The sequence below is a fragment of the Solwaraspora sp. WMMD1047 genome (assembly GCF_029626155.1).
Lineage (GTDB): Bacteria > Actinomycetota > Actinomycetes > Mycobacteriales > Micromonosporaceae > WMMD1047.
The window spans coordinates 7,581,347-7,603,933 of the sequence record NZ_JARUBL010000001.1; the positions used below are offsets into that span (position 1 = coordinate 7,581,347).

The window sequence follows — 22,587 nt, forward strand, 5'->3', positions numbered from 1 at the left end:
TCGCTTCCGCGCGGTGGTCAGGAGGTGCGCTGGTTGATCTCGACGACGTTCATCGAGGGGTCGTAGGTGTAGACCTGCCGGTGGCCCTGGAACGCCCACCGGCCCGCGTCGTTGTAGGGCATGCCGAGCCGGTCGAGCCGCCGCATGACCTCCTCGATGTCGTCGACCTGGATCGCCATGTGCCCGTTGATGACCGGGTGCAGCCGCAGGTCGTTGTCCCAGGGCAGGGTCGGGGTCGGCTTGCAGATGTGGATCTGACGGCTGTCGTCGTCCTCGAAGAGGGCGACGAAGTCGCCGCCGGTCTCCAGTGCGCCACGTCCGGTGGAGACGAACGGGAACGGCTTCTCCCGCATGCCGAAGACGGTGCTGTAGAAGGCGGCCATCGCGCGGACGTCCGAGGCCGGCAGGTTGACGTGGTGCAGGCTCCACTTCATGGTCTTGCTCCTCCGGGATAGGGGATCTTCGGGGTGGACCGGGCTCAGACCCGCAGCGGGAAGCCGCCGCCGACGATGAGGGTCTCGCCGGTGACGAAGGAGGACTCCGGTGAGCAGAAGAACCGCATCGCGCCGACCAGATCGGCCGTCCGGCCCTGTCGCCTGATCAGCTGCTTGTTCTCGATGAACTCGGTGAGCAGCTCGTCCGGCAGGTCGGCCAGCGCGGCCGCGGTGTCCATCGGCCCGGGCGCGAGGCAGTTCACCCGGATGCCGTCGTCGGCGAACGCCTTGGCCAGCGCCACCGTCAGACCCCGGACGGCCAGCTTCGTCACCCCGTAGACGTCGGTCGAGGTGAAGCCGGAGACCGACGAGACGCTGAGGATGGCGCCGTCGCCGGCGGCCCGCAGGTGGGGGCGGCAGGCCCGGGCGCAGTTCACGATCCCCAGCACGTTCACGTCGAGGATGTCCCGCCACGCCTCGGTGGTCACGTCGGTGACCGGACGGCTCCAGCTCATCAGATGCCGGCCGGCGTTGTTGATCAGGATGTCGATGCCGCCGAAGCGGTCGACGGTGGCGTCCACGGCCGCCCGCACCGAGTCCTCGTCGGCCACGTCGCAGTACGCGGCGAGGGCGCGGTCGGCACCCAGTTCGGCGGCGGCGATCTCGGCGTCCGGAACCGACGCGTCGGCGAGCACCACCCGATGTCCGTCGGCGACGAGGGCATCGGCGAAGGTACGCCCGATGCCGCGTGCGCCACCGGTGATGAACGCGACCCGTGATCTGTCGTCGGTCATGCCGTCCTCCACCTCGGAGTGACCGTTCACTATGTAGAACGGTGTTTCATCAGCAGGTCCTCATCCTGTGACGTGCATTGCAGAGATGTCAACAGCATGTTTCGTCAATGCCCTGATGGATCGACGGATCCTGGCCTTGACGTCGACAAACGAGGCGGCCTACGGTCTCGGGACCACCGTCTCCAGGGCGTTCTACATATTGAACGGATCGCCATGAAAATTGGTCTCAGCCTGGGCCATTCCCGACCGTTCCACGACCTGCTGGACCTCGTCCGGCACGCCGAGGAGATCGGCGTCGACTCGATCTGGGTCTCCGAGGCGTACGGCACCGACGCGGTGAGCGTCCTGGGCTACCTCGCCGCGCACACCAGCCGGGTCGGCCTCGGTTCGGCGGTGCTCCAGTTGGCGGCTCGCAGCCCCGCCGCCACCGCCATGACGGCGATGACCCTGGACCACCTCAGCGCCGGCCGCCTGCTGCTCGGCCTCGGCACCTCCGGGCCACAGGTGGTCCGCGGCTGGCACGGCACCCGGTTCGACGCCCCGGTCGCCCGCACCGGCGAGTACGTCGACATCGTCCGGTCGGTGGTGGCCCGCGAGGGGCCGCTCCGGTACGCGGGGAAGCACTACCAGGTGCCGTATCCCGCCGACTCCGACGACGTGCCGCCGATGCGCTCATCGCTGCACCCCCGACGTCCCCGGGTGCCGATCTACCTGGCCAGCAACGGCCCCCGGAACGTGGCCCTGACCGCGCGCGTCGCCGAGGGGTGGCTGCCGGCGTTCTGGTCGCCCGAGCAACCCGACCTCTACCGGGACCTGCTCGCCCCCGGCCTGGCCGACCGGTCGCCGGAGCTGCCGCCGCTGCGGATCGTCGCCACCGCCCACCTTGCGGCCGGCGCCGACCTGGCCCGGTGCCGGGACCGGCTGCGGCCGGTCTTCGCCCTCTACCTCGGCGGGATGGGCCCGCGCGACCAGAACTTCTACGCCCGGCTGGTCTCCCGCCTCGGTTACGCCGACGCCGTCCCGACCATCCAGGACCACTACCTCGCCGGTCGCCGGCAGGCGGCCGCCGCCGCGGTGCCGGACCGCCTCATCGACGAGCTGGCCCTGATCGGCCCGGCGGACCGGATCGCCGACCGGCTCGGGGCGTGGAGAGCCAGCGGGGTGGACGTGGTGACCGTGAAGACCGACGACCGTGCCCTGCTCGACCGCCTGGTCCGGGCCGACTGACAGCCGGCAGGAGGAACAGCCGTGACCATGAACCGCGGGTACGTCGGGCGCCAGTTCACCGACCCCGAGGAGTACGAGGTGAGCCGGGAGGCGATCCGCGCGTTCGCCGACGCGACCGGTCACGAAAGCGCGGTGCACCGCGATGTCGCCGCCGCCCGGGCCGCCGGACATCCCGACGTCATCGCCCCGCCCACCTTCCCCGTCATCGTGACCCGGGCGGCCAACCGCCGCGTCACCGCCGACCCCGCGCTGCGCCTCGACTACGACCGCGTACTGCACGGCAGCCAGAGCTTCACCATCAGCCGGTGCGCCCGGCCCGGTGACCGGCTGACGGTGACGGTCCACATCGACGACATCCGCGACGCCGGGGCACACGAGCTGATCGAACTGCGCGACGAGGTACGCACCGCCGCCGGCGAGCACCTCTGCACCGCCCGGTCGACCCTGATCGTGGTCTCGACCGGCGGGCAGGCCCCCTGACGACGAGCGCCTCGACGCTCCACACCGGACAGTGTCGGTTGTCCGCCGGCATGGCTGGCCGGGAGGTGCTCGCCCACCCCTGGTTCCGCCCGCCGCTATGAGCCCGGTGTGCCGTCGCGCTGCGCGTCCCGCATGGTGCGCGCGTCGTGGCCGGCCAGGGAATCGGCCCCGACCTCCGCGTTGTGGGCGTGCGCGAGCTGGTGCAGGCCGAACGCGGAGTCGATCCCGGTCTGCAAGCCCATCACGTCCTCGACCTGGTTGACGGCCTTCTTCGCCAGCGCCAGCCCCAGGGCGGGCATGGCGGCGATCCGCCCGGCCAGCGCCATCACCTCCGGTTCGAGGTCGGCGCGCGGCACCACCCGGTTGACCATGCCGAGTTCCCGCGCCCGCTGGGCGTCGATCCGCTCGCCGAGGAAGAGGAACTCCTTGGCGAACCGGGGACCCATCACCATCGGGTGGGCGAAGTACTCGACCCCGGGGATGCCCATCCGGACCACCGGATCGGCGAAGAACGCGTCCTGCGCGGCGACGATCAGGTCGCAGACCCAGGCCAGCATCAGGCCACCCGCGACGCAGGCGCCCTGGACCATCGCGATCGTCGGCTTCGGCAGGTCCCGCCAGCGCCGGCACATCCCGAGGTAGACCTCCTCCTCGCGGGCGAAGCGGCTCTCCGCGCCGGGCCGGCCGACGTGGTCCCACCACAGTCCGGCCCGCCGGGGAAAGGTCTGGTCGATGTCGCGGTCCGGGGTGCCGATGTCGTGGCCGGCGGAGAAGTGGTCGCCGGCGCCGGCCAGCACCACCACCTTGACCGCGGGGTCCTCGGCCGCCCGGTAGAAGGCGTCGTCCAACGCGTACGTCATCGCGGAGTTCTGCGCGTTGCGGTACCGGGGCCGGTTCATGGTGACCACGGCCACCGGACCCTCGGTCCGGTACCGGACCACCTCCGCCGGGTTGTCGGTCACGGCTGCTCTCCCGTCTGCGTGGGTGGTTGGTGCCGGGCGTCGCCGGGGCCGAGGCCCAGCGCGGCCGCCACGATCTGCCGGTGGGTGTTGGCCCCGCCCCAGGCCGCCGCCTGGGCCCAGGCCCGCTTGGCGAACAGGTGGTGGTCGTACTCGGTGGTGTAGGCCATCGCGCCGTGGCAGTGCAGCGTCAGCTTCGCCACCAGGCGGGCCGCGTCGGAGGCGGCCACCTTGGCCATCGAGACGTCCCGGCCAACCGAGACGTCCCGGGACGTCCCGGCGGCGCCGGCCATCGTCTCGGCCGCGCGCGCCACCAGCGGGGCCGCGAACTCGACGGCGGTCAGCGCGTCCGCCAACTGGTGCTTCACCGCCTGGAAGCTGCCGATCGGCACCCCGAACTGGCGCCGGTCGACGACGTACCGGACAGTCATCGCGATCATCCGCCGGGCCAGCCCGACGAGTTCGGCGGCGGTGCCCAGGGTGGCCCGGAGCTCGGCCGTCACGACGTCTTCGGGTGGCACGCGCACCGTCTCCCCGGCGACCCCGTCGATGCGGGCCAGCCGGCGGGCACCGTCCACACCCGGCACCCGGTGCCGCTGTCCGGGCCCGGTCCGGTGCAGGGTCACCCCGGACCGGGTGAGGAGCAGCACCGCGTCGACCACCTCGCCGTACGGGACCGGCGCGTCGGGGCGGGTGTGGACCGAGACGGTCGCCCCGCCGCCAAGTACCGCCTCGGCGAGGTCCCGGTGTGACGAGGAGGCGGCCAGCAGCGGCGCGGCCACCGCGGCGATCTCCACCGTCGGCGCGGGCACCCCGGCGTACCCGGTCTCCGCCAGGACGGCCACCAGGTACGTCTCGTCCAGGCCGAGTCCGCCGGCCGACTCGGGCACCAGCAGCGCCGGTACGCCGGCCTCGGCCAGGTGCCGCCAGAGCCGTCCGGTCGCGCCGGCCGGATCGTCCGACCAGGCGGCCCGGACCACCGCCGGTGAGCACTCCCGGTCGAGCAGGTCCCGGACCGCCTCGCGCAGCGCGGTCCGCTCCTCGACGGCTGTCACCGCGCTCACCTCCGGGGCAGCCCGAGCACGCGCTCGGCCACGATCGTCCGCTGGATCTCGTTGGTGCCCGCGTAGATCGGCCCGGCCAGCGAGAAGAGAAATCCGCGCGACCACGGGCCGTCCAGCTCGGCGTCCGGGCCGAGCAGGTCGAGCGCGGCCTCGTGCAGCCGGATGTCCAGCTGCGACCAGAAGAGCTTGTTGAGGCTGGACTCCGGTCCCATCCGGCCGCCGCCGGTCAGCCGCTCCACCTGCGCCTGGGTGAACTCGTGGTACGCCTGGGCGCCGATCCAGGCGTCGACCACCGCGTCCCGCTCGACGGCGGTGACCGCGTCCCGGCCGCGGGCCAGCTCGACCAGCCGGTCGGCGGAGGCCAGGAACCGCCCCGGCGAGCGCAAGGTGAGGCCCCGCTCGGAGCCCGTCGTCGCCATCGCGACCTGCCAGCCCCGGCCCACCTCCCCCAGCACCCCCGAGTCGGGTACGAAGACGTCGTCGAGGAACACCTCGGCGAAGCCCTCGTCGCCGTCGAGCCGCTCGAACCCGCGTACCCGCACGCCCGGCGCGTCCAGCGGCACCAGGAAGTAGGTGAGTCCGTCGTGCCGCCGGCCCTCGCCGCCGCCGGTGCGGAACAGCCCGAACAGGTGGGTGCAGAAGGCGCCCCGGGTGGTCCAGGTCTTCTGCCCGGTCAGCCGCCAACCGCCGGCCGCCTCGTCGCGGACCGCCCGGCTGCTGATCGCCGCCAGGTCGCTGCCGGCGCCGGGCTCGGACCAGCCCTGGCACCAGAGGTCCTCGGCGGCGGCCATCCGGGGCAGCAGGTGGTCGCGCTGCTCGGCGGTGCCGAACTCGAACAGCGTCGGCGCGAGCAGGAAGATCCCGTTCTGGGTGACCCGGGGTGGGCCGCCGGCCCGGTAGTACTCCTCCTCGAAGATCAGCCATTCCCGCAGCGACGCGTCGCGACCGCCGTACGCGGTCGGCCAGGCCACCACCGACCAGCCGGCGGCGAACATCGTGCGTTCCCACTCGACGTGCCGGGCGAAGCCCTCCGCCGTGTCGCCGGAGGGCAGGTCGGTCGGCACGTTCGCGGTCAGCCAGGCCCGGGCCTCGGCCCGGAACGCCTCCACCCCGGCGGCGCTCATGCCTGGTCGCCCCTGACGAACTCGTCGCGGATCCGGTCGGAGACGCCGGTCAGGTTGAGCTCGAAGGTGAAGCCCTGCTCGTAGCGGTAGCTCTTCTTGACGTCCCAGAGGTCGATCCCGTTGAGGGCCTCCTTGGCGGCGCGGATGACCGTCGGGTCCTTCGCCGCGATCTCGCGCGCCAGGTCGAGCGCGGTGTCCCGCAGCGCCTCGGCCGGCACCACCTGGTGGACCGAGCCGTAGCCGTGCAGTTCGGCCGCCGTGGCGGTCGCGGAGGTGTACATCATGGCGCGCATCCGGTGCTGTGGCACGAGTCGGGACAGGTGGGTGGCGGCGCCCAGGGCTCCCCGGTCCACCTCGGGCAGCCCGAAGGTCGCGTCGTCGCTGGCGACGATGATGTCGGCGTTGCCGACCAGCCCGATGCCGCCGCCGAGGCAGAACCCGTGCACCGCGGCGATCACCGGGACCGCGCATTCGTAGACGGCGGCGAAGGCGGCGTAGCAGCCCCGGTTGGCGCCGAGCAGCGCGGTGAAGCCGTCGGTGCGCTGCATCTCCTTGATGTCGACGCCGGCGTTGAAGCCCCGGCCCTCGGCCCGCAGCACCACCGCCCGCACCCGGGGGTCGGCGCCCAGCGCGCGGACGGTGTCGGCCAGCGCGAACCAGCCGGCCACCGGAAGGGCGTTGACGGGCGGGTTGTCGACCACCACCTCGGCCACCCCGTCGGCGTGGACCTCGGCGGTGACGCAGGACGACGACGGTTGGCTCACGGGCTCCTCCAACGGGCCGGCGCCGGGCCCGAGGACGGCCGGGTCGGGCGCATCTTCGCAATGTAGCAAGCGCTTGGTTGGGACGCTAGGCTGACCGCATGCAGCTGGGTATCTCCGGGCGGGCCGAGGCTCTGCGACAGACGCTCCACGAGTTCCTGGACAGCCACGTCTATCCGGCCGAGCCGGTCTACGCCGCGCAGCGGGCCGCGGCGGCGGACCCGCACGAGCCGCCGCCGGTGCTGGCCGACCTCAGGCGGGCCGCCCGCGAACGCGGCCTGTGGAATCTCTTCCTGCCCGCCCTCTCCGGCCTGACGAACGTCGAGTACGCGCACCTCGCCGAGCTGACCGGCCGGTCGGCGCACCTCGCACCGCAGGCGCTGAACTGCTCCGCGCCGGACACCGGCAACATGGAGCTGCTGCACATGTTCGGCACCCCGGCGCAGCGCGAGCGGTGGCTGGATCCGCTGCTCGACGGCCGGATCCGGTCGGCGTTCGCGATGACCGAACCCGCCGTCGCGTCCTCCGACGCCCGCAACATCACCACCACGATCCGGCGGGACGGCGACGAGTACGTCGTCGACGGGCGCAAGTGGTGGACGACCGGGGCGGCCGACCCACGCTGCGAGCTGCTGATCGTGATGGGCAAGACCGACCCCGACGGCGAGCCGCACCGTCAGCAGTCGATGCTGCTGGTTCCCCGGGACACCCCGGGCGTCGAGCTCGTCCGCACCCTCTCGATCTTCGGGTACGAGGATCAGCAGGGACACTGCGAGATCGCCTTCCGGGACGTCCGGGTCCCCGCCGACCACCTGCTCGGGGCGGAGGGCGGCGGCTTCGCGATGGCCCAGGCCCGGCTCGGGCCGGGTCGCATCCACCACGCGATGCGTGCCATCGGGATGGCCGAACGCGGCCTGGACCTGCTGTGCCGCCGCGCCCTGGACCGCGACGCGTTCGGCGGACCGCTCGCCGACCAGGGGATGGTCCGGGCCCAGATCGCCGAGAGCCGGATGGAGATCGAGCAGGCCCGGCTGCTGGTGCTGCGGACCGCCTGGCTGGTCGACACCGTCGGCCCCCGCCGGGCGCGGGCCGAGATCGCGGCGATCAAGACGGTCGCCGCCCGGGTGGCGCAGGCCGTGCTCGACCGGGCCATCCAGGTGCACGGCGGGGCCGGGGTCAGCGGCGACTTCCCGCTGGCCCGGATGTGGGCGACCGCGCGCATTCTGCGGATCGTCGACGGACCGGACGAGGTGCACCTCAACACCGTCGCCGCGCGGGAGCTGGCTAGGTTCCGGTGAGCCGGCGCAGCACCGAGTCGGCCTGCCGCATGATCCGTTCGATCAGCTCGGCGCAGCTCGGCAGGTCGTCGATCAGACCGACCACCTGGCCGGTGGCCATGATGCCGATGTCCGAACGGCCATGCACCAGCGCGGCGCGGTAGAGCATCGGCGCGTTGGCGGCCATCACGACCTGACGCCAGCGCAGGTCGTTCGACCGGCGCATGGCGACGCCCTCGCGGATCATGTCCGGCCACGGCGTGCCGGAGAGCCGCTGGAACGCCACGGCGTTGCGCGCCGCCCGCGCGTAGCGGCGGACCGCCGAGGTGTCCAGCAGTCGTTCCACCGCGCCAGCCTTGAGCAGCCGCTGCGGGATGCCGTCGACCTCGGTGGTGAGCACGCTGTCGGTGACCGTCTTGGTGAGATAGACCTGCTTGACGTTGTCGGCGACGGTGCTGTCGCTGGTGAGCAGGAACCGGGTGCCCATCGCGATCCCGACCGCGCCGTGGGCGAGCGCCGAGACCAGGCCGCGGCCGTCGTGGTAGCCGCCCGCCGCCACCACCGGGATGTCGACCGCGTCGACGACCTGTGGGAGCAGCAGGCTGGTCGGCACCTGGCCGGTGTGGCCGCCGCCCTCGCTGCCCTGGACGATGACGGCGTCCACCCCCCACTCGGCCACCTTCTCGGCGTGCCGCTTGGCGCCGATCGACGGGACCACCACCACCCCGGCGTCCTTGAGCCGCCTGATCAGGTCGCGGGACGGGGCGAGCGCGAAGGACGCGACCCGGACCCCCGCGGAGACGACGAGTTCGATCCGGCGGTCGATGTCCGGCTGGTTGGCCCGCATGTTGACCCCGAAGGGCGCGGCGGTGAGCTCCTTCACCCGACGCACCGCCGCCGCCAGCTCTTCGTAGGTCATCGAACCGCCGCCGAGAATGCCCAGCCCGCCGGCGTTGGCGGTGGCGGCGGTGAGCTCCGGCCCGGAGACGTAGCCCATCCCGGTCTGCACCACCGGGTAACGGACCCCGAACAGGTCGCAGGCCGTGGTGTGCAGCGCCGGATGGAAGGCGCCCGGGTCCGCGTCGGCGGCCTCGGTCATCGCGTCACCTCCGCTTCCCCGGGCGGCGGGCCGGGCCGCCGCTCCCCCGCCAGCCTAGCAAGCGCTTGGTTGGCTTACCATATGACCGGACCGCTCCATCGCGAAGCACGGGAGACAGGCAGCCCCATGGCCCCGGGAAACAGTCGGCGCGAGATCATCCTGCAGGCCGCCGCCCGCCTCTTCGCCGAGAAGGGGGTGGCCGCCAGCACGGTGCGGGAGATCGCCGACTCGGTCGGCATCCTCTCCGGCAGCCTGTACCACCACTTCGAATCCAAGGGCGCGATGGTCGAGGCGATAATCGTCGACTACCTGGCGGACCTGCGCGCCCGGTACGCGATGGTGATCGCGGCCGAAACGGATCCCCGGGACTGCCTGGCGGCCCTGGTGCGGGAGTCGTTCGCCACCATCGAGGCGCACCCGTACGCCACCCAGATCTACCAGAACGACCAGGCCTTCCTGCGTACGCTGCCGCGCGGCGAGTACCTGCGGGCCACCGCGGCAGACGTGCAACAGACCTGGCTCACCGTCATCGAGACCGGGGTGCGGTCCGGCGCGTTCCGCCCCGACATCCGGCCCCAGGTGTTCTACCGCTTCATCCGGGACGCGGTCTGGCTCTCGGTGCGCTGGTTCGAGCCGACCGACGACCAGCCGATGGCGAAGCTGGCCGACGAGTGCACCGCCCTGTTCCTCGACGGCTTCGCCGTCCACACCGGACAACCGGGGCGGCCGAGGCAGCCGGCGCGGCGGAGGCAGTCGGCGCGGCCGACCGACGGCTGACAGCCGGCGCCACCTGAGCGGCGGCGTCACCGACCGGCAACAGCGGCCCACCCGGTGCCTACCCGCCGGTCGACCGGTCGCGATGAGCCCGCAGCGGCACCGCGGACGGGCCAGCCGGCGGCGTCGCGGGCCGGTCCGGCGGCACCGACGTGAGCGGTTCGACCTCCCGCAGCGAGGTCCGGCACCGGTGGGCGAGGTCCTGGTAGACCCGGGTTCCGTTCGCCTTCCAGGCGATCTCGCCCGGGGTCAGCGGGCGGCGCGGGCGGGCCGGCACCCCGGCCACCAGCCAGCGGTCCGCGACGACGAAGTCGGCCGGCACGAGACTCTGCGCCCCGACGAAGGACTCCACCCCGACCCGCGCCCCGTCCAGCACCACCGCGCCCATGCCCACCAGCGCGCCCCGGCCGATCCGGCAGCCGTGCAGCACCACGCCGTGGCCGATGTGACCGTCCCGCTCGATCACCGCCGCCTGATCCGGGAACGCGTGCATCACGCAGTTGTCCTGCACGTTCGAACCCTCCTCGAGTTCGATCCGGCCGAAGTCACCGCGCAGCGACGCGAACGGCCCGACGTAGCAACCGGCACCGATCACCACGTCGCCGATCAGGCAGGCGAGCGGGTGCACGTACGCCTGCGGGCTGACCACCGGCACGAGGTCGCCAAACGCGTAGACCGGCATCTCAGACCGGCCGCCCCGGCAGCGCCATCAGCTCAGCCGTTCGAGGACGAGCGCCATGCCCTGGCCACCGGCCGCGCACATGGTCACCACCCCAATCTGCTTGTCGTGCCAGCGCAGCGCGTTGATCAGGGTGGTGGTCATCCGGGCCCCGGTCATCCCGAACGGATGCCCCACCGCGATCGCCCCGCCATGCACGTTCACCTTTTCCATATCGATGCCGATCTCCCGCACCGACGGGATGACCTGGGCGGCGAACGCCTCGTTCAGCTCCATCAGATCGACGTCGCCGATCGACATCCCGGCGTGCCGCAACGCCCGCTCGACGGCGGGCACCGGACCCAGCCCCATGATCTCGGGCGAGAGTGCCCCCACCCCGCTGGCGACCACCCGCGCCAGCGGCCGCACCCCCAACTCGGCCGCCCGGTCGTCCGACATCACCACCAGCGCGGCGGCGCCGTCGTTGAGCGGGCAGCAGTTGCCCGCGGTCACCGTGCCGGACGGCCGGAAGGCCGGATCGAGCCGGGCCAGCCCCTCCACCGTCACGTTCGGCCGGGGTCCGTCGTCGGTACGCAGCCACCGGCCGTCGGGGAGCCGCACCGGGGTGATGTCGGTCTCCCAGAACCCGTCCGCGAGCGCCTTCTCCGCCCGGTTCTGGCTCAGCGCCGCGTACTCGTCCTGGGCGGCCCGGGTGATGCCGCGCAGCTGCGCGACGTTCTCGGCCGTCTCGCCCATCGCAATGTAGACGTCGGGCAGCTCGCCGTCGGCGCGCGGGTCGCTCCACGGCGGCGTACCGGTTTCGGCCCGGCGGGCGGTCCGGGCCCGCGCGTCGGCGTACCGCGGATTGTGGGTCTCCGGCATCCCGTCGGCCTTGCCGGCGGGGTACCGGGAGACCGACTCCACGCCGGCCGACAGGAACACCCGGCCCTCGCCGGCCCGGATCGCGTGCAGCGCCATCCGGGTGGTCTGCAGGCTGGACGCGCAGTACCGCTGGACGGTGGTGCCGCCGACCTGGTCGAGTCCGAGCTGCAACGCCAGGATCCGGCCGAGGCCGTAGCCCTGCTCGCCGGCCGGCTGGGCGCAGCCCAGCATGACGTCGTCGATGTCCGCGGGGTCGAGCTCCGGCACCGAGTCCAACGCCGCCCGGGCGATCGTCGTCACCAGGTCGTCGGCGCGGATGTCCACCAGCGAGCCCTTCCGGGCCCGACCGATCGGTGAGCGCGCCGCGGCGACGATCACTGCTTCCGGCATGTCTGCCTCCTTGAAGATGTGGCGCCCGTGGTCAGGCGACCATGCCCATCCGGCTGCGGTAGATGCTGTCGAGCTGATCCCCGTCGTCGGCGCTCGCGACCACCTCGCCGCGCAGCAGGATCACCCCGCTGTCGATGTCGCCCCGGATGGCCCCGATGGACGCCTCGGCCATCACCACCGTGGTGCCGTTCTCGGCCAGCTCGCGAACCGTACGCATCAGCCCCTGCACGATCAGCGGGGCCAGCCCGGTCGCCATCTCGTCCAGCAGCAGCACGTGACACGGGTCGGCCATCAGGGCCCGGGTCACCGCGAGCATCTGCTGTTCCCCGCCGCTGAGCACGCCGGCGAGGGCGCGGGCCCGCTCCACCAGGACGGGGAACCGGGCGAGCGCCCGGTCGACCGCGGCGTGGTCCACCCGCAGCACCTCGGCCATCACCTCGAGGTTCTCCCGGACCGTGAGGGTCGGGAAGATCTGCCGGCCCTGCGGGACCAGCGCCACCCCGGCCCGGCCGCGCTGGGCGGGGGTCAGCCCGGAGATGTCCCGGTCGCCGAGCCGGACCACGCCACTGGCCGGCACCGCCCCGCAGAGCGCTAGCAGGAGGCTGCTCTTGCCGGCCCCGTTCGGCCCGACCACGGCGTTGATGCGTCCCGGTTCGAATCGCATGTCCAGGCCGACGACGGCGGTCGCGGTGCCGTACCGCACCACCAGGTTCTCGGCCCGCAGCTCATGCGCCATCCGCGCTCTCCTCCCCACCGAAATAGACCTGACGCATCTCGGAGCTGCGCAGGCAGTCCTGCGGGTCACCGTCGAAGACGATCCGGCCCTGGTCCATCAGCACGATGCGGTGTACGAGCGAGGCGACGATGTCGACGTTGTGGTCGACCACGAGGATGCCGCAGCCGCGGGCGACGATCCGCTCCAACGCGTGGGTCATGCCGTCGACCCCGCGCACGTCACCACCGGCGAACGGCTCGTCGAGCAGCAGCACCACCGGCTTGCGGATCAGCGCCCGCGCCACCTCGACCAGCCGCTGTTCGCCGAGCGTCAGGTCCGCGCAGAGCCGGTTCAGACCGCTGATGTGCAGCTCGTCCGCGAGCCGGGTGATCTCGGCGTCCAGTCTCGGCGTGGCCGGCCGGACCGCGCCGGTGACCACCCGGCCGATCACCTGCAGCGGCCGGGCCATTCCGGTGGCGATGCCGCCGAGCAGGATGTTCTCCCGCACGGTCAGGTCCGGGGCGAGCTGCGGATGCTGGAAGGTACGGGCCAGGCCGGCCCGCCGGGACCGTTTCGACGGCGGTCCGGCCAGCTCGATGTCGCGGATCCGCAGGGTGCCGGAGTCGGCGCGCTGCTGGCCGGTGATGACGTCGACGAGGGTGGTCTTGCCGGCCCCGTTGGGCCCGACCAGTCCGAGGATCTCGCCCGCGCTGACCTGCAGGGCGGCGTCGCTGACCGCCTGGACGCCGCCGTAGGACTTGTTCACCCCCTGGCAGGTGAGCAGCACTTCAGACACGACGACCTCCCAGTCGGTGGCGACCGCGCTGGTAGACGTCGGCGAGGACGCCGAGGATGCCCTCCGGCGCCAGCCGCAGCACCAGCAGGATCGCGATCGCGAACAGCAGCGTTCCGGAGTCCTCGAAGAGGGTGAGCTGGAACGTGAAGATGACGACCAGCGCGGCACCGAGCACCGCGCCCCACGGGGTGCGCTGGCCACCGATCAGCGGCATGAAGATCGCCAGGAAGATCACCGGGAGGCCGAAGGACTCCGGCTGGGCGAACCCGTTCATCATGCCGAAGATCGACCCGCCGATCGAGGCGATGCCGGCGCCGAAGGCGAGCGAGACCAGGCCGACCACCGAGGTGCTGATCCCGGACGCCTCCACCACGGCCGGCACCTTGCGCTTGATCCGCACGGTGACGCCGAACGGGGAGCGGCGCAGGCGGGACAGGAACATCCCGGCCACCCAGACGGTCAGCACCGCGATGATCACGAACGCGGACCGGTCGAGTTCGTACCCGAAGAAGGTGGGGGTCAGCACGGCGATGCCGTTCGGACCACCGGTCAGTTCGGTGTTGTCGATGAGGAAGGTCTCGAAACTGACCCCGAAGAGCAGGGTCACGCCGGCCAGGTAGAACCCGGAGAGCTTGCTGGTCACCATCCCGAGCAGGGTCGCCACCAGCGCGGAGAGCACGATGCCGATCGGCACCCCCCACAGCGACGACAGGTCGGTGTGCATCGCCAGCAGCCCGCAGCTGTACGCACCGAGCCCCAGATAGGCGTTGTACGCGAGCGACAGGCCGCCGCTCATGATGTACGGGACGTACATGCCGAGGGCGAGCAGCGCGTAGGTGCAGATGAGCACGACGTAGTCCGCCGTGTAGTTGGCCTGGCCGGCGTAGAGGATCGCACCGATTCCGATGGCCAGCGTTATCGCGGGTTCGAACAACGCCTTCGCCGTCCGTACGCCGCGGTTCGCGGTGGCCGGCTCGGTCGGGGCCGTCGAGTCCTGCTGAATGGTCATATCCGGACCTTCGCTTGGAAGATGCCTTTGGGACGGAGAGCGAAGAAGATGAACGCGAGGACGAACGTCGCGTAGTCGAGCATCGCGTGGCCGAAGTAGTAGACCGCCGCGGTCTGGATGGCGGCGACGACCAGGCCGCCGACGAGTGGCGCCCAGACGCTGCCGAGCCCACCGACGATGACCGCGAGGAAGCCGGCCAGTGACCAGTGCAGGCCGCTGGTGAACGACACCCCCGCCTTGGCCGCGAAGAGCGCGCCGGCGAGCCCGCCGAGCAGCCCGGCCAGCGCGAAGGCCACCAACCGGATCCGGTTGACGGGTACGCCGAGCATCTGCGCGGCGCGTTCGTTGTCGCCGACCGCGCGCAGCATCCGCCCGTACCCGGTGCGCCGCAGCCAGATCGAGATGCCGACGAAGGCGGCGACGGTCATCACGACGAGCAGCCCGGTCTGGCCGGTGACCACGATGTTGTCGGTGCGGATCAGGTCGGGCTCGACCCACTGCTGGCCGGCGAGGGCGGTCCGGCCGAAGAGGGTGCCGGCCAACTGCTCGACCGCGAAGAGTATTGCGACGATGGCGACGATCGAGGGCTCCTCGTCACCGCCGGTCCGGACGTGGATGGGCCGGACCACGAGCAGCTCGGTCAGCCCGGACAGGACCACGGCGACGACGATCCCGAGGACGATCGCCACCGGCGCCGGCCACCCGTTGCGGATGACCAGGAACGAGGCGAGCATCGCGCTGAACATGGCGAACGGCCCGAGCGCGAACATGAAGATTCCAGCGCCGCGGAGGACCAGAAGGTATCCGAGCGCCATGAGCCCGGCGAAGCAGCCGAGTTCGACGATGGACACCCAGAGCTGTGCGGGCATCAGTATCCGTTTCTGTCCGGGATTACCGGGAGCGGGGCTGCCTGATCGCCGGCCGGGCCGGCGCCCGGCCCGGTGGCCGACGATGCTCGTCGCCCACCCGGCCAGGGCCGGCCGTGCCGTCGATCAGCAGGTCCCCTGGTAGACGTCCCAGATCTTGCTGGGCTTGTTCTCGGCGTCGAACTGGTTGAGCACGATGCCGCAGTTTCCGTCCGAGCCGACGTGCTTGTCGGCGCTGAAGCTGATGGTGAAGTCGCTGCCGCCGTAGTGCGGTTGGTAGCCGGTGATCTGGGAGAAGGCGTCGTTGATCTTCTCCAGGTCGTCGGCCCCGCCGGCCTTCTCGATCGCCTCCTTGATCAGGTAGACCCCGTCGTAGCCCTGCGGCTGGTACGCGGTCAGGACCGAGTACTGGCCGCCCACGGCGGCGAGCTTCTCGGCGAACTCGGAGGTGCGGGTGTTCTCCTGGTCGATGCTGCCGACCACCACGAGGCCCTCCAACGAGCCGGCGTCCGCGAGCTCCCAGGTGGTCGGCTGGTTGCCGATCGAGGCGAGGCTGAACCGCTTGATCCCGGGCATCTGCTGGTGCAGTCCCTTCTGGACCAGGACCTCGGCCTGACCGCCGAGCGACATGACCAGGACCGCGTCGGGGTTCGCCGCCTTGACCCGGGCGATCTGGGCGCTCACGTCGGAGGAGTCGGTGGCCACCTTCTCGTTGGCGACCTGTTCGATGCCACCCTGCTGGATCGCCCCGACCAGGGCCGGGACGTAGGACTGGATGGTCGGCACGTCGTCGGCGATGACCGCCAGCCGCTTGATGCCGGCCTTGGCCATGCCCGCCGCGTACAGCTCGCCGATGCCGGCGCTGGTCGGGCCGAGGATCCAGATGTTGTCCTGCTGCGGAGCCTCGACGATGGCGGCGCTCAGGTTGGTCGGTGCGACGCAGAGGATCTTCTGCTGGTAGCAGACCGGCTTGACCGCGATGGCGGACGCCGACCCGGAGTTCATCAACAGGACCTGAGCGCCTTCGTCGATCAGCCGCCGGGCCAGGGTGGGGGTCTGGGTCGACTGGCTGCCGTCGCTCTCCTTGAGGAGCTTGATCTGGCTGCCGTTGATGCCGCCGGCCTCGTTGATCTCGTCGATCGCCATCTGGATGCCGACCTCGGAGTAGGGGGTGTACGCCGAGGCGCCACCGGAGGTATCGGTGATCATCCCGAACACGATCTCGCCGTCCCCGGACGCGCCCTCGTCCGAGTTCGACCCGCATGCCGCCAACAAGAGGGCGCAAACGCCGACGGCGGCAGCCGTGGCGCGCTTCCTGCCCATGAACACTGTGTGCCTCCAGGAGTTGCCAGACCGCGCGTAGCGCGCCAATAACTTCAATCCTTACGATGATTGAACTCATAGCGCTGTGTCAAGCAATCATCTCGAAACAATTTGGGCTCGTTACCGCCCTCGACGGCCAGTCCGCGCAGGCTGACACCGCCCACAGCCCGACCGGCCACGAGCCCCAGCCCACCGCCGGCCATCACATTCCGCAACCACCTGTTGCAGAATCGTGTCGGGCGATCAACTGATAGCGGGACGGCCACCCGTCGTCCGGCGCCACCCCGCGTTCGGCTGCGGCGAACAGGGTGCGACGACTGATCCGCCAGGACGCCCCAGTGCGTACCAGAATGTCCGCGTACCGGCCCCACAGGTGCACCTCGTCGCCAGAGCCGCGTCTGCGGTGAAAGGCGTAGACGTACGAGTCGGCGTGCGCCAGACCGTCGGCCGGGAACCGGATGGTCACGTTCGACAGGTGGTGACTTGTCGCCACGTTGTCGTCGAGCGCCCGGAACAGTTCGGCCAGCCGGACCCGGCCCTGATACACCCGCCCGTGCCCGTGGTCGTAGACCGCGTCGTCGGTGAACAGGTCCAGCACCGCACGTTGCCGGTTCTCGTCGACCCGTACGCAGTACTCGTGCAGCACCGCCGTCACGTCGGCGGTGTCAACCAGCCGGCCGAGCCGCTCCGCCATCGCGCTCACCCCGACGCCGCCCCGGTGCTCGGCCAGGCCGCGCCGAACACCTCCACCGCGCGGTCCAGCGCCGCCAGCCGGTCGGCCGTCGTCGCGCTCGCCGGCAGCCGGTTGAACGGTGAGAAGACCAGATGCTCGTAGCCGGCGTCCTCGTAGGCGCGCAACGTGTCCGGCCCGAGGTCCCCGTGCAGCCGGACATAGTGCGCGAACGGCTCGTCGGCCCGACCCAGCTCGGCCCGAAGCCGGTCGATCCGCCGGGTCAGCTCCAGCGAGCCCGCCAGGTCGAGATTGGGGCCGAACCACCCGGTCCCCCGGCTCGCCGCCCGACGCAGCGCCGGTGCCGCGTGCCCGCCGAAGACGAGCGGGATCGGCTCGGTCGGCGCCCCCGCGAAGTGCACGGGACCGAAGTCGAAGTGGGTGCCGTGGTACTCCACCGGCTCACCGGACCAGAGCAGCGCCAACACGTCGAGCATCTCGTCCGCCCGCCGCCCCCGGTCGGCGAAGTCGACGCCGAGCGCCTCGAACTCCTCCCGCATCCAACCGGTCGCCACCCCGAACACCGCGCGCCCGCCGGAGAGGTTCTGCAACGCCGCCCAGGACCGGGCGACGTGGAACGGATTCCGCATCGGCAGCACGAACACCCCGGTGCCGAGCCGGATCGTCGTGGTCCGCGCGGCCAGATAGCCCAGGGTCACCGCCACGTCGGTCAGCGGCGTCTCGGGGCGGAACCCGGGATCGCCGGACGGCGCGTACGGGTACCTCTTCTCGAAGGTGAGCGGGGTGACCACGTGGTCGGCGAGCCAGACACACTCGAAGCCGAGCTGTTCGGCCCGTTCGACGAGCGGCAGGAAGTCCGCCGCGGCCAACCCGAACAACTGCATGGAGATCTTCACGGCAGCTCCTCCCACCAACTCACTGCACGGCCGGCGGCCGGGTCTCGTTCCGCTCCGGGTCCTCCAGGTACTGGACCAGCAGCGGCTGGTTGGTCCAGCGCTTCGGGGTACGGAACCAGCCGCCGGCCGACAACGTGCCGCCGTCGGCTATCACGGTTCCCCCCACCACCCAGGTGTTCAGCGGCGAGGCGAGGAAGACCACCACGTTCGCCACGTCCGCCGGCTCGCCGTACCGCCCGGCCGGGATCCAGGTGTGTGCCAGCCGCTCGTACTCCGCCGGCAGCTCGTAGTGGTTGACCTGGTAGGCACGGGTCTTGTCGACGGCGACCGCGCTGACCACGATGCCGTGCCGGGCCAGATCGACCGCGAGGCTCTTGGTGAACCCGTCGACGGCCCGCTTGAACGCCGAGTAGACCGCCAACGCCGGCGCCGACCGCACCCCCTCGACGGAGGAGAAGTTGACGATCCGGCCCCAGCCCGCCCGCTTCATCCCCGGCACGAACGCCTTGCAGGCCCGGAAGACGTGCAGCAGGTTGACCTCGTAGAGCGCCTGCCACTGCTCCTCGGTGCTCTCCTCGTGGGCACCGGCGGACGCCAGGTGCTCCCCCAGGCCGTTCACCAGCACGTCGACCCGGTCGAACCGGTCGAAAGCCGCCCGTTCGAGGGCGCTCATCCCGTCGGCCGTACGCAGATCGGCCTGGACCGTGACGATTCGCCGCCCGGTCTCCCGCTCGATCCGCCCGGCGACCGCGGCCAGCCGGTCGCCGTCGATGTCGGCGCAGACCAGCTCGCAACCCGAGTGGGCCAGCAGCCGCGCCGCCTCGCCGCAGATGGCACCCCCCGCCGCGGTGATCACCGCGACCCGCCCGCGCATCAGCTCGGGCGCGAAACCTGACTGTTCCGACACCGGGTCCCCTTTCCTCGTCACCGCACGGCCCTCTTCACAGCACGGCCACCGCGTTGGCCGGCGAGGCCACCGCCCCGGGCAGGTTGAGCGGCACGCTGACCAGGCACACCGTGTGGCGGCCGAGCGCCCGGCAGCCCTCGGCGAGCTCGTCCAGATCCCACAGCTCACCCAGCGGCATGCCGAGACCGGCGATCAGCCGCCGGTGCAGCGAGCCGACCGCCGGGTCGCCCGGCAGCACCTCGACCGCCGGGTTGTCGGCGGCCACCGCGCAGAAGCCGCCGTCCCAGAGCAGCCGCGCGGTCTCCTCGGCCGCGCTCAGCCCCACCGACGGCGGCATCGACAGCTCGTCGGCGGCGAGCCCGCCGCGTCGGTAGCGCGCCAACCATCCGGTACGCACCAGCAGCAGATCCCCGGCCGAGGTCCGGGTGCCCTGCCAGTCCAGGGCCAGCCGCAGCTCCCGGGCCTCGATGGCGTGCCCGCCGAACGCGTCCACCGCCCGGCCGTGCGCCGACCAGTAGGCCGGCAGGTCCACCAGCACCCCCCGGAGCACCAGCCCGTGCCGCGCCAACGCGTCGATGCCGAGGGCGGCCACCGACGGATCGTCGCCGGCCACGCCGCCGTAGTGACCGAACTGCCGGGCCCGGATGTGCCGCAGGCTGTCCCACTGGCTCGACGCCTGCGGATCGAGCCGGCGGATCTCGTCCTCGACCATGTTGCGGTTGCGGTCGAAGACCCGGTGCTGAAGCGGCGGGCGGTCGTACAGCGGCGGATCGGGCAGCCCGAGTGGTAGGGACAGGTTGATCCGGCGACCGGTGGTCGCCGTCGCCAGCGCCCGCAGCGCCGTCTCGTCGGTGACCCGGTTCACGGTGCCCAGCCGGTCCCCCGCGCCCCACACCTGCCATGAGTGGCGCAGCCCGAGGTCGCCGAGGAGCGGCAGATCGTCGTACGCCGGCTCGGCGTCGACCTCGGCCCGGCTCACCGGCCGGCCGCCCGGATCGCGGCGCCGGCCGCCTCGCCGAGGATCGCGATCCGCTCGGCGAGGTCGGCCTGCTCCGCCGCGGCGGCGCCGGAGCCGGTCGCCCGCAGGCGGGCCCGCACACCGGAGAGGATGATCGCCAGCCGCCACAGGGCCAGCGCCACGTAGTAGTCGATGTCGTCCACCGACCGGCCGGTCAGGTTCGCGTAGCGGGCCAGCACCGCGTCCCGGGTGGGGAAGCCGGCCGCCCGGGTCGGCACCGGCAGCGGCAACGGCACCGCGGTGCCGGATCCCCAGTACGCCAGCAGCCAACCCAGGTCGGCGAGCGGGTCGCCGAGGGTGCACAGCTCCCAGTCCAGCAGCGCGCGGACCGTACCGTCGGCACCGACGATGACGTTGCCGGGGCGGAAGTCGCCGTGCACGATGACGCTCTCGGCGCAGTCCGGCACCGCCGCCGACAACCGGCCACGCACCTCCCGCAACAGCTCCCGCACCGACCGGCCCAGGCCCGCACCGTCGTGCGCCGCACCGTCGTGCGCCGCACCGTCGCCCGCCGCGCCGTCGTGCAGCGCGCCGTCGTGCGTAGCGCCGTTCCGGGTGGCGTCGTCGGGCTCGTCGAGGCGGTCGAGTTGGCGGCCCCAGCCCCGCAGCTGCCGGCGGACGTAGTCGTCCCGCCGCCCGAGGTCCGCGAGGCCGACGGCGGCCGGGTCGACGCCGTGCAGGTCGGCGAGGACATCGACCACGCCGGCTCCGGCCCGGGCCCGCGCCGCCGGATCGAGCGTCCGCTCGGCCGTCGCCTGGTCGACCAGCACGGTGCCCGGGACGTACGCCATGACGAAGAAGGGCGCGCCGATCAGGTCCGGGTCGGCGCACCGCCCGACCGGGTCCGGCACCGGCACGGCGGTGGGTCGCAGCGCGGCGATGACGCGGTGTTCCCGCAGCACGTCGTGGGCCGAGGAGTGCAGGCTCGCCAGCGGCGGTCGGCGCAGCACCCACCGCTGATCATCGGCGTCCCGGACCAGGTACGTGAGGTTGGAGCGGCCGCCCGGCAGCACCTCGAACTCCACCGGCTCGCGCACCGTCGCACCCTGCCCGGCCAGCCACCTCGCCACGGCGCCCGCAGCCGCCGCCGTGACACCCGGCATCGGCGGAGCCGCCGCTGAAACCTCACGCGTCGCCGGAGCCGCCGCGGCGACACCTGGCGTCGGTGGGGCCGTGCGGCCGGGGCCGGTCACCGGTCCGCGAGCAGCGCTCGCGCCCGTCCCAGGCTGGCGATCAGCTCGGCGTCGTCGTCGAGGGTGACCGCCGGCAGTCCGCCGAGTTCGTCGCGCAACAGGTGGACGTCCTTGGCCAGGGTCTCGTCGAGCAGATCCAGGAAGCCGGTGGCCATCCAGCTCCCGCCGCTGGCCGTCAGGAGCACCTCGTAGAACTTCCCGACATCGACGCCCTGCGCCTTGGCGATGGTGAGCATCTGCGCCAGCGCGCGGGCGTTGTACGCCCCGGTCACGTTGTTGAGCAGCTTGGCCTTGGTGGGTTCGCCATACGCGTCGAAGCTGACGATGCGGGCCGCCAGGGTGGCGCGGAGGAAGTCGGCGTCGGAGTCGGCGTCGGTCCCGGCGGTCAGCACCGTCAGCGCACCCGCCAGCGCGCCGGCCGCGCCGCCGGAGACCGGCTGCTCGACGATGCGCAGGCCGGGGCGCAGATACCTGGCCAGGCCCGCCGCGAACCCGGTCTCCAGGGTGGTGACGAGGTGACAGGCGAGGCCGCGTTCGGCGGCCGGGCCGGCCAGCCAGGTGAGCACCTGCTCGGCCTGGTCGGTCATCCGGACCACGACGAACACCCGGTCCACTTCGGACCATTCAACGGCGGAGAGCTCGGCCACGGCGGGCTGGCCGCTCTGCTGCGTCCAGAGCGCGCGGCGGTCCGCCGCGAGGTCCACGCCGACGACGTCGTGGCCCACCGCCGCCAGCCGGGTGGCGATGGCGATCCCGATGTTTCCCAGACCTACCACGACGAGCACGACGTCCCCTCCAGGGTTTGTCGGTTCAGGACGGCCGACGACCGAGGAAGACGGTCTCGTCGACGTGGTAGATGCGGATGTTCGCCGCGCTGTCGACGTCCATGAAGTTGACGTGGTCGTCGAAGAGGGCCTGCATCTGCGGCCGCTTGAACGCCTCGGCCATGGTGGCCTCGTCCTGGAAGTAGAGCTCGCAGAAGGCGTCCATGTCCGGCTCGCGTTCGAGGGGGGTGGGCTGGTTGTGGTCGTTGACCAGGTAGCGGCGGACCCGGTCGTAGGCGAGGGCCACGAACCCGTCGACCCCGTCGTACGCGGTCTCGGCGAGCTTCATGTGCACGGACCGGTAGTGGTCCTCGCACTCCTGCGCTGACTTGGCCGGGTGATCGCGCCACCCGAAGACGACCTTCACCACCACGAGTCACCCCTCCACGGCCGGCACCAACCGGCCCAGTAGAGGTTAATCTTATA

25 protein-coding genes are annotated in these 22,587 nt (G+C 72.1%); 4 read left to right on the plus strand and 21 right to left on the minus strand.

What is annotated here, in order from left to right; genetic code table 11:
- Positions 1 to 17 precede the first annotated feature (17 nt).
- On the minus strand, positions 18 to 434 hold the full coding sequence (locus O7627_RS34505) for a VOC family protein (RefSeq protein WP_278097620.1): 417 nt from the start codon (positions 432 to 434) through the stop codon (positions 18 to 20).
- 44 nt (positions 435 to 478) lie between these two features.
- Positions 479 to 1,228 carry an SDR family oxidoreductase gene (locus tag O7627_RS34510; RefSeq protein ID WP_278097621.1) on the minus strand — a complete coding sequence of 250 codons (750 nt, stop codon included), beginning with the start codon at positions 1,226 to 1,228 and terminating at the stop codon, positions 479 to 481.
- Positions 1,229 to 1,441: 213 nt separating this feature from the next.
- Here O7627_RS34510 and O7627_RS34515 point away from each other — a divergent pair, with 213 nt between their 5' ends.
- Together O7627_RS34515 and O7627_RS34520 are read left to right on the plus strand one after the other, a co-directional pair.
- Positions 1,442 to 2,455 (plus strand): LLM class F420-dependent oxidoreductase, encoded by a 1,014-nt coding sequence (locus O7627_RS34515; RefSeq protein WP_278097622.1) that lies wholly within the window; start codon positions 1,442 to 1,444, stop codon positions 2,453 to 2,455.
- 27 nt (positions 2,456 to 2,482) lie between these two features.
- On the plus strand, positions 2,483 to 2,935 hold the full coding sequence (locus tag O7627_RS34520) for a MaoC family dehydratase N-terminal domain-containing protein (RefSeq protein WP_278098544.1): 453 nt from the start codon (positions 2,483 to 2,485) through the stop codon (positions 2,933 to 2,935).
- A gap of 95 nt (positions 2,936 to 3,030) precedes the next feature.
- Here O7627_RS34520 and O7627_RS34525 read toward each other — a convergent pair whose 3' ends face one another.
- Genes O7627_RS34525 through O7627_RS34540 form a run of 4 tightly spaced genes read right to left on the minus strand, consistent with a single transcriptional unit; the run spans position 3,031 to position 6,846 of the window.
- The gene (locus tag O7627_RS34525) at positions 3,031 to 3,897 is read right to left on the minus strand and encodes an enoyl-CoA hydratase (protein WP_278097623.1); all 867 of its coding nucleotides are present in this window, start codon (positions 3,895 to 3,897) and stop codon (positions 3,031 to 3,033) included.
- Positions 3,894 to 4,949, minus strand: coding sequence for an acyl-CoA dehydrogenase family protein (locus tag O7627_RS34530; protein ID WP_278097624.1), 1,056 nt, complete (start codon positions 4,947 to 4,949; stop codon positions 3,894 to 3,896). The genes O7627_RS34525 and O7627_RS34530 overlap by 4 nt, the downstream gene beginning before the upstream one ends.
- Positions 4,950 to 4,954: 5 nt before the next feature.
- Positions 4,955 to 6,082 carry an acyl-CoA dehydrogenase family protein gene (locus O7627_RS34535; RefSeq protein ID WP_278097625.1) on the minus strand — a complete coding sequence of 376 codons (1,128 nt, stop codon included), beginning with the start codon at positions 6,080 to 6,082 and terminating at the stop codon, positions 4,955 to 4,957.
- Positions 6,079 to 6,846, minus strand: coding sequence for an enoyl-CoA hydratase family protein (locus O7627_RS34540; RefSeq protein WP_278097626.1), 768 nt, complete (start codon positions 6,844 to 6,846; stop codon positions 6,079 to 6,081). Before O7627_RS34540 ends, O7627_RS34535 begins: the two co-directional genes overlap by 4 nt.
- Positions 6,847 to 6,944: 98 nt before the next feature.
- Here O7627_RS34540 and O7627_RS34545 point away from each other — a divergent pair, with 98 nt between their 5' ends.
- Positions 6,945 to 8,141, plus strand: a complete 1,197-nt coding sequence (locus O7627_RS34545) for an acyl-CoA dehydrogenase family protein (protein WP_278097627.1) — start codon at positions 6,945 to 6,947, stop codon at positions 8,139 to 8,141.
- Here O7627_RS34545 and O7627_RS34550 read toward each other — a convergent pair.
- On the minus strand, positions 8,128 to 9,219 hold the full coding sequence (locus O7627_RS34550) for a nitronate monooxygenase (RefSeq protein ID WP_278097628.1): 1,092 nt from the start codon (positions 9,217 to 9,219) through the stop codon (positions 8,128 to 8,130). The two genes, O7627_RS34545 and O7627_RS34550, sit on opposite strands and share 14 nt — an antisense overlap.
- A gap of 126 nt (positions 9,220 to 9,345) precedes the next feature.
- Between O7627_RS34550 and O7627_RS34555 the strand changes: the two genes are divergently transcribed.
- Positions 9,346 to 9,996 (plus strand): TetR/AcrR family transcriptional regulator, encoded by a 651-nt coding sequence (locus tag O7627_RS34555; RefSeq protein WP_278097629.1) that lies wholly within the window; start codon positions 9,346 to 9,348, stop codon positions 9,994 to 9,996.
- 58 nt (positions 9,997 to 10,054) lie between these two features.
- Here O7627_RS34555 and O7627_RS34560 read toward each other — a convergent pair whose 3' ends face one another.
- From O7627_RS34560 to O7627_RS34625, 14 genes are all read right to left on the minus strand, one after another.
- Positions 10,055 to 10,675, minus strand: a complete 621-nt coding sequence (locus tag O7627_RS34560) for a hypothetical protein (RefSeq protein WP_278097630.1) — start codon at positions 10,673 to 10,675, stop codon at positions 10,055 to 10,057.
- Positions 10,676 to 10,702: 27 nt separating this feature from the next.
- Positions 10,703 to 11,923 (minus strand): acetyl-CoA C-acetyltransferase, encoded by a 1,221-nt coding sequence (locus O7627_RS34565; RefSeq protein ID WP_278097631.1) that lies wholly within the window; start codon positions 11,921 to 11,923, stop codon positions 10,703 to 10,705.
- Between the two features lie 31 nt (positions 11,924 to 11,954).
- Positions 11,955 to 12,659 carry an ATP-binding cassette domain-containing protein gene (locus O7627_RS34570; protein WP_278097632.1) on the minus strand — a complete coding sequence of 235 codons (705 nt, stop codon included), beginning with the start codon at positions 12,657 to 12,659 and terminating at the stop codon, positions 11,955 to 11,957.
- The gene (locus O7627_RS34575) at positions 12,649 to 13,434 is read right to left on the minus strand and encodes an ATP-binding cassette domain-containing protein (RefSeq protein ID WP_278097633.1); all 786 of its coding nucleotides are present in this window, start codon (positions 13,432 to 13,434) and stop codon (positions 12,649 to 12,651) included. Before O7627_RS34575 ends, O7627_RS34570 begins: the two co-directional genes overlap by 11 nt.
- On the minus strand, positions 13,427 to 14,443 hold the full coding sequence (locus tag O7627_RS34580) for a branched-chain amino acid ABC transporter permease (protein ID WP_278097634.1): 1,017 nt from the start codon (positions 14,441 to 14,443) through the stop codon (positions 13,427 to 13,429). The genes O7627_RS34575 and O7627_RS34580 overlap by 8 nt, the downstream gene beginning before the upstream one ends.
- The gene (locus O7627_RS34585; RefSeq protein ID WP_278097635.1) at positions 14,440 to 15,312 is read right to left on the minus strand and encodes a branched-chain amino acid ABC transporter permease; all 873 of its coding nucleotides are present in this window, start codon (positions 15,310 to 15,312) and stop codon (positions 14,440 to 14,442) included. Before O7627_RS34585 ends, O7627_RS34580 begins: the two co-directional genes overlap by 4 nt.
- A 123-nt stretch (positions 15,313 to 15,435) precedes the next feature.
- Entirely contained in the window at positions 15,436 to 16,518 is a 1,083-nt protein-coding gene (locus O7627_RS34590; protein WP_278097636.1) for an ABC transporter substrate-binding protein, read from the minus strand.
- Positions 16,519 to 16,834: 316 nt separating this feature from the next.
- A complete protein-coding gene (locus O7627_RS34595; protein WP_278097637.1) occupies positions 16,835 to 17,326 on the minus strand; it encodes a nuclear transport factor 2 family protein in 492 nt (163 codons plus the stop codon).
- 5 nt (positions 17,327 to 17,331) lie between these two features.
- Positions 17,332 to 18,219, minus strand: coding sequence for a TIGR03619 family F420-dependent LLM class oxidoreductase (locus O7627_RS34600; RefSeq protein WP_278097638.1), 888 nt, complete (start codon positions 18,217 to 18,219; stop codon positions 17,332 to 17,334).
- Positions 18,220 to 18,238: 19 nt separating this feature from the next.
- On the minus strand, positions 18,239 to 19,126 hold the full coding sequence (locus tag O7627_RS34605; protein WP_278097639.1) for an SDR family oxidoreductase: 888 nt from the start codon (positions 19,124 to 19,126) through the stop codon (positions 18,239 to 18,241).
- A 34-nt stretch (positions 19,127 to 19,160) separates the two neighbouring features.
- Entirely contained in the window at positions 19,161 to 20,105 is a 945-nt protein-coding gene (locus O7627_RS34610) for a cyclase family protein (RefSeq protein WP_278097640.1), read from the minus strand.
- Positions 20,102 to 21,181, minus strand: a complete 1,080-nt coding sequence (locus tag O7627_RS34615; protein ID WP_278097641.1) for a phosphotransferase family protein — start codon at positions 21,179 to 21,181, stop codon at positions 20,102 to 20,104. Before O7627_RS34615 ends, O7627_RS34610 begins: the two co-directional genes overlap by 4 nt.
- Positions 21,182 to 21,333: 152 nt before the next feature.
- Positions 21,334 to 22,122 carry an NAD(P)-binding domain-containing protein gene (locus O7627_RS34620; RefSeq protein WP_278097642.1) on the minus strand — a complete coding sequence of 263 codons (789 nt, stop codon included), beginning with the start codon at positions 22,120 to 22,122 and terminating at the stop codon, positions 21,334 to 21,336.
- Positions 22,123 to 22,147: 25 nt separating this feature from the next.
- Positions 22,148 to 22,531 (minus strand): EthD domain-containing protein, encoded by a 384-nt coding sequence (locus O7627_RS34625; protein WP_278097643.1) that lies wholly within the window; start codon positions 22,529 to 22,531, stop codon positions 22,148 to 22,150.
- Between the last annotated feature and the right edge of the window lie 56 nt (positions 22,532 to 22,587).

Coding starts and splice junctions, on each gene's coding strand:
- O7627_RS34595 (WP_278097637.1), bottom strand. CDS start 17,326: ATGGCGGAGCGGCTCGGCCGGCTGGTTGACACCGCCGACGTGACGGCG.
- O7627_RS34545 (WP_278097627.1), top strand. CDS start 6,945: ATGCAGCTGGGTATCTCCGGGCGGGCCGAGGCTCTGCGACAGACGCTC.
- O7627_RS34535 (WP_278097625.1), bottom strand. CDS start 6,082: ATGAGCGCCGCCGGGGTGGAGGCGTTCCGGGCCGAGGCCCGGGCCTGG.
- O7627_RS34510 (WP_278097621.1), bottom strand. CDS start 1,228: ATGACCGACGACAGATCACGGGTCGCGTTCATCACCGGTGGCGCACGC.
- O7627_RS34590 (WP_278097636.1), bottom strand. CDS start 16,518: ATGATCACCGATACCTCCGGTGGCGCCTCGGCGTACACCCCCTACTCC.
- O7627_RS34550 (WP_278097628.1), bottom strand. CDS start 9,219: ATGACCGAGGCCGCCGACGCGGACCCGGGCGCCTTCCATCCGGCGCTG.
- O7627_RS34565 (WP_278097631.1), bottom strand. CDS start 11,923: ATGCCGGAAGCAGTGATCGTCGCCGCGGCGCGCTCACCGATCGGTCGG.
- O7627_RS34505 (WP_278097620.1), bottom strand. CDS start 434: ATGAAGTGGAGCCTGCACCACGTCAACCTGCCGGCCTCGGACGTCCGC.
- O7627_RS34555 (WP_278097629.1), top strand. CDS start 9,346: ATGGCCCCGGGAAACAGTCGGCGCGAGATCATCCTGCAGGCCGCCGCC.
- O7627_RS34570 (WP_278097632.1), bottom strand. CDS start 12,659: ATGGCGCATGAGCTGCGGGCCGAGAACCTGGTGGTGCGGTACGGCACC.
- O7627_RS34585 (WP_278097635.1), bottom strand. CDS start 15,312: ATGCCCGCACAGCTCTGGGTGTCCATCGTCGAACTCGGCTGCTTCGCC.
- O7627_RS34560 (WP_278097630.1), bottom strand. CDS start 10,675: ATGCCGGTCTACGCGTTTGGCGACCTCGTGCCGGTGGTCAGCCCGCAG.
- O7627_RS34520 (WP_278098544.1), top strand. CDS start 2,483: ATGAACCGCGGGTACGTCGGGCGCCAGTTCACCGACCCCGAGGAGTAC.
- O7627_RS34515 (WP_278097622.1), top strand. CDS start 1,442: ATGAAAATTGGTCTCAGCCTGGGCCATTCCCGACCGTTCCACGACCTG.
- O7627_RS34580 (WP_278097634.1), bottom strand. CDS start 14,443: ATGACCATTCAGCAGGACTCGACGGCCCCGACCGAGCCGGCCACCGCG.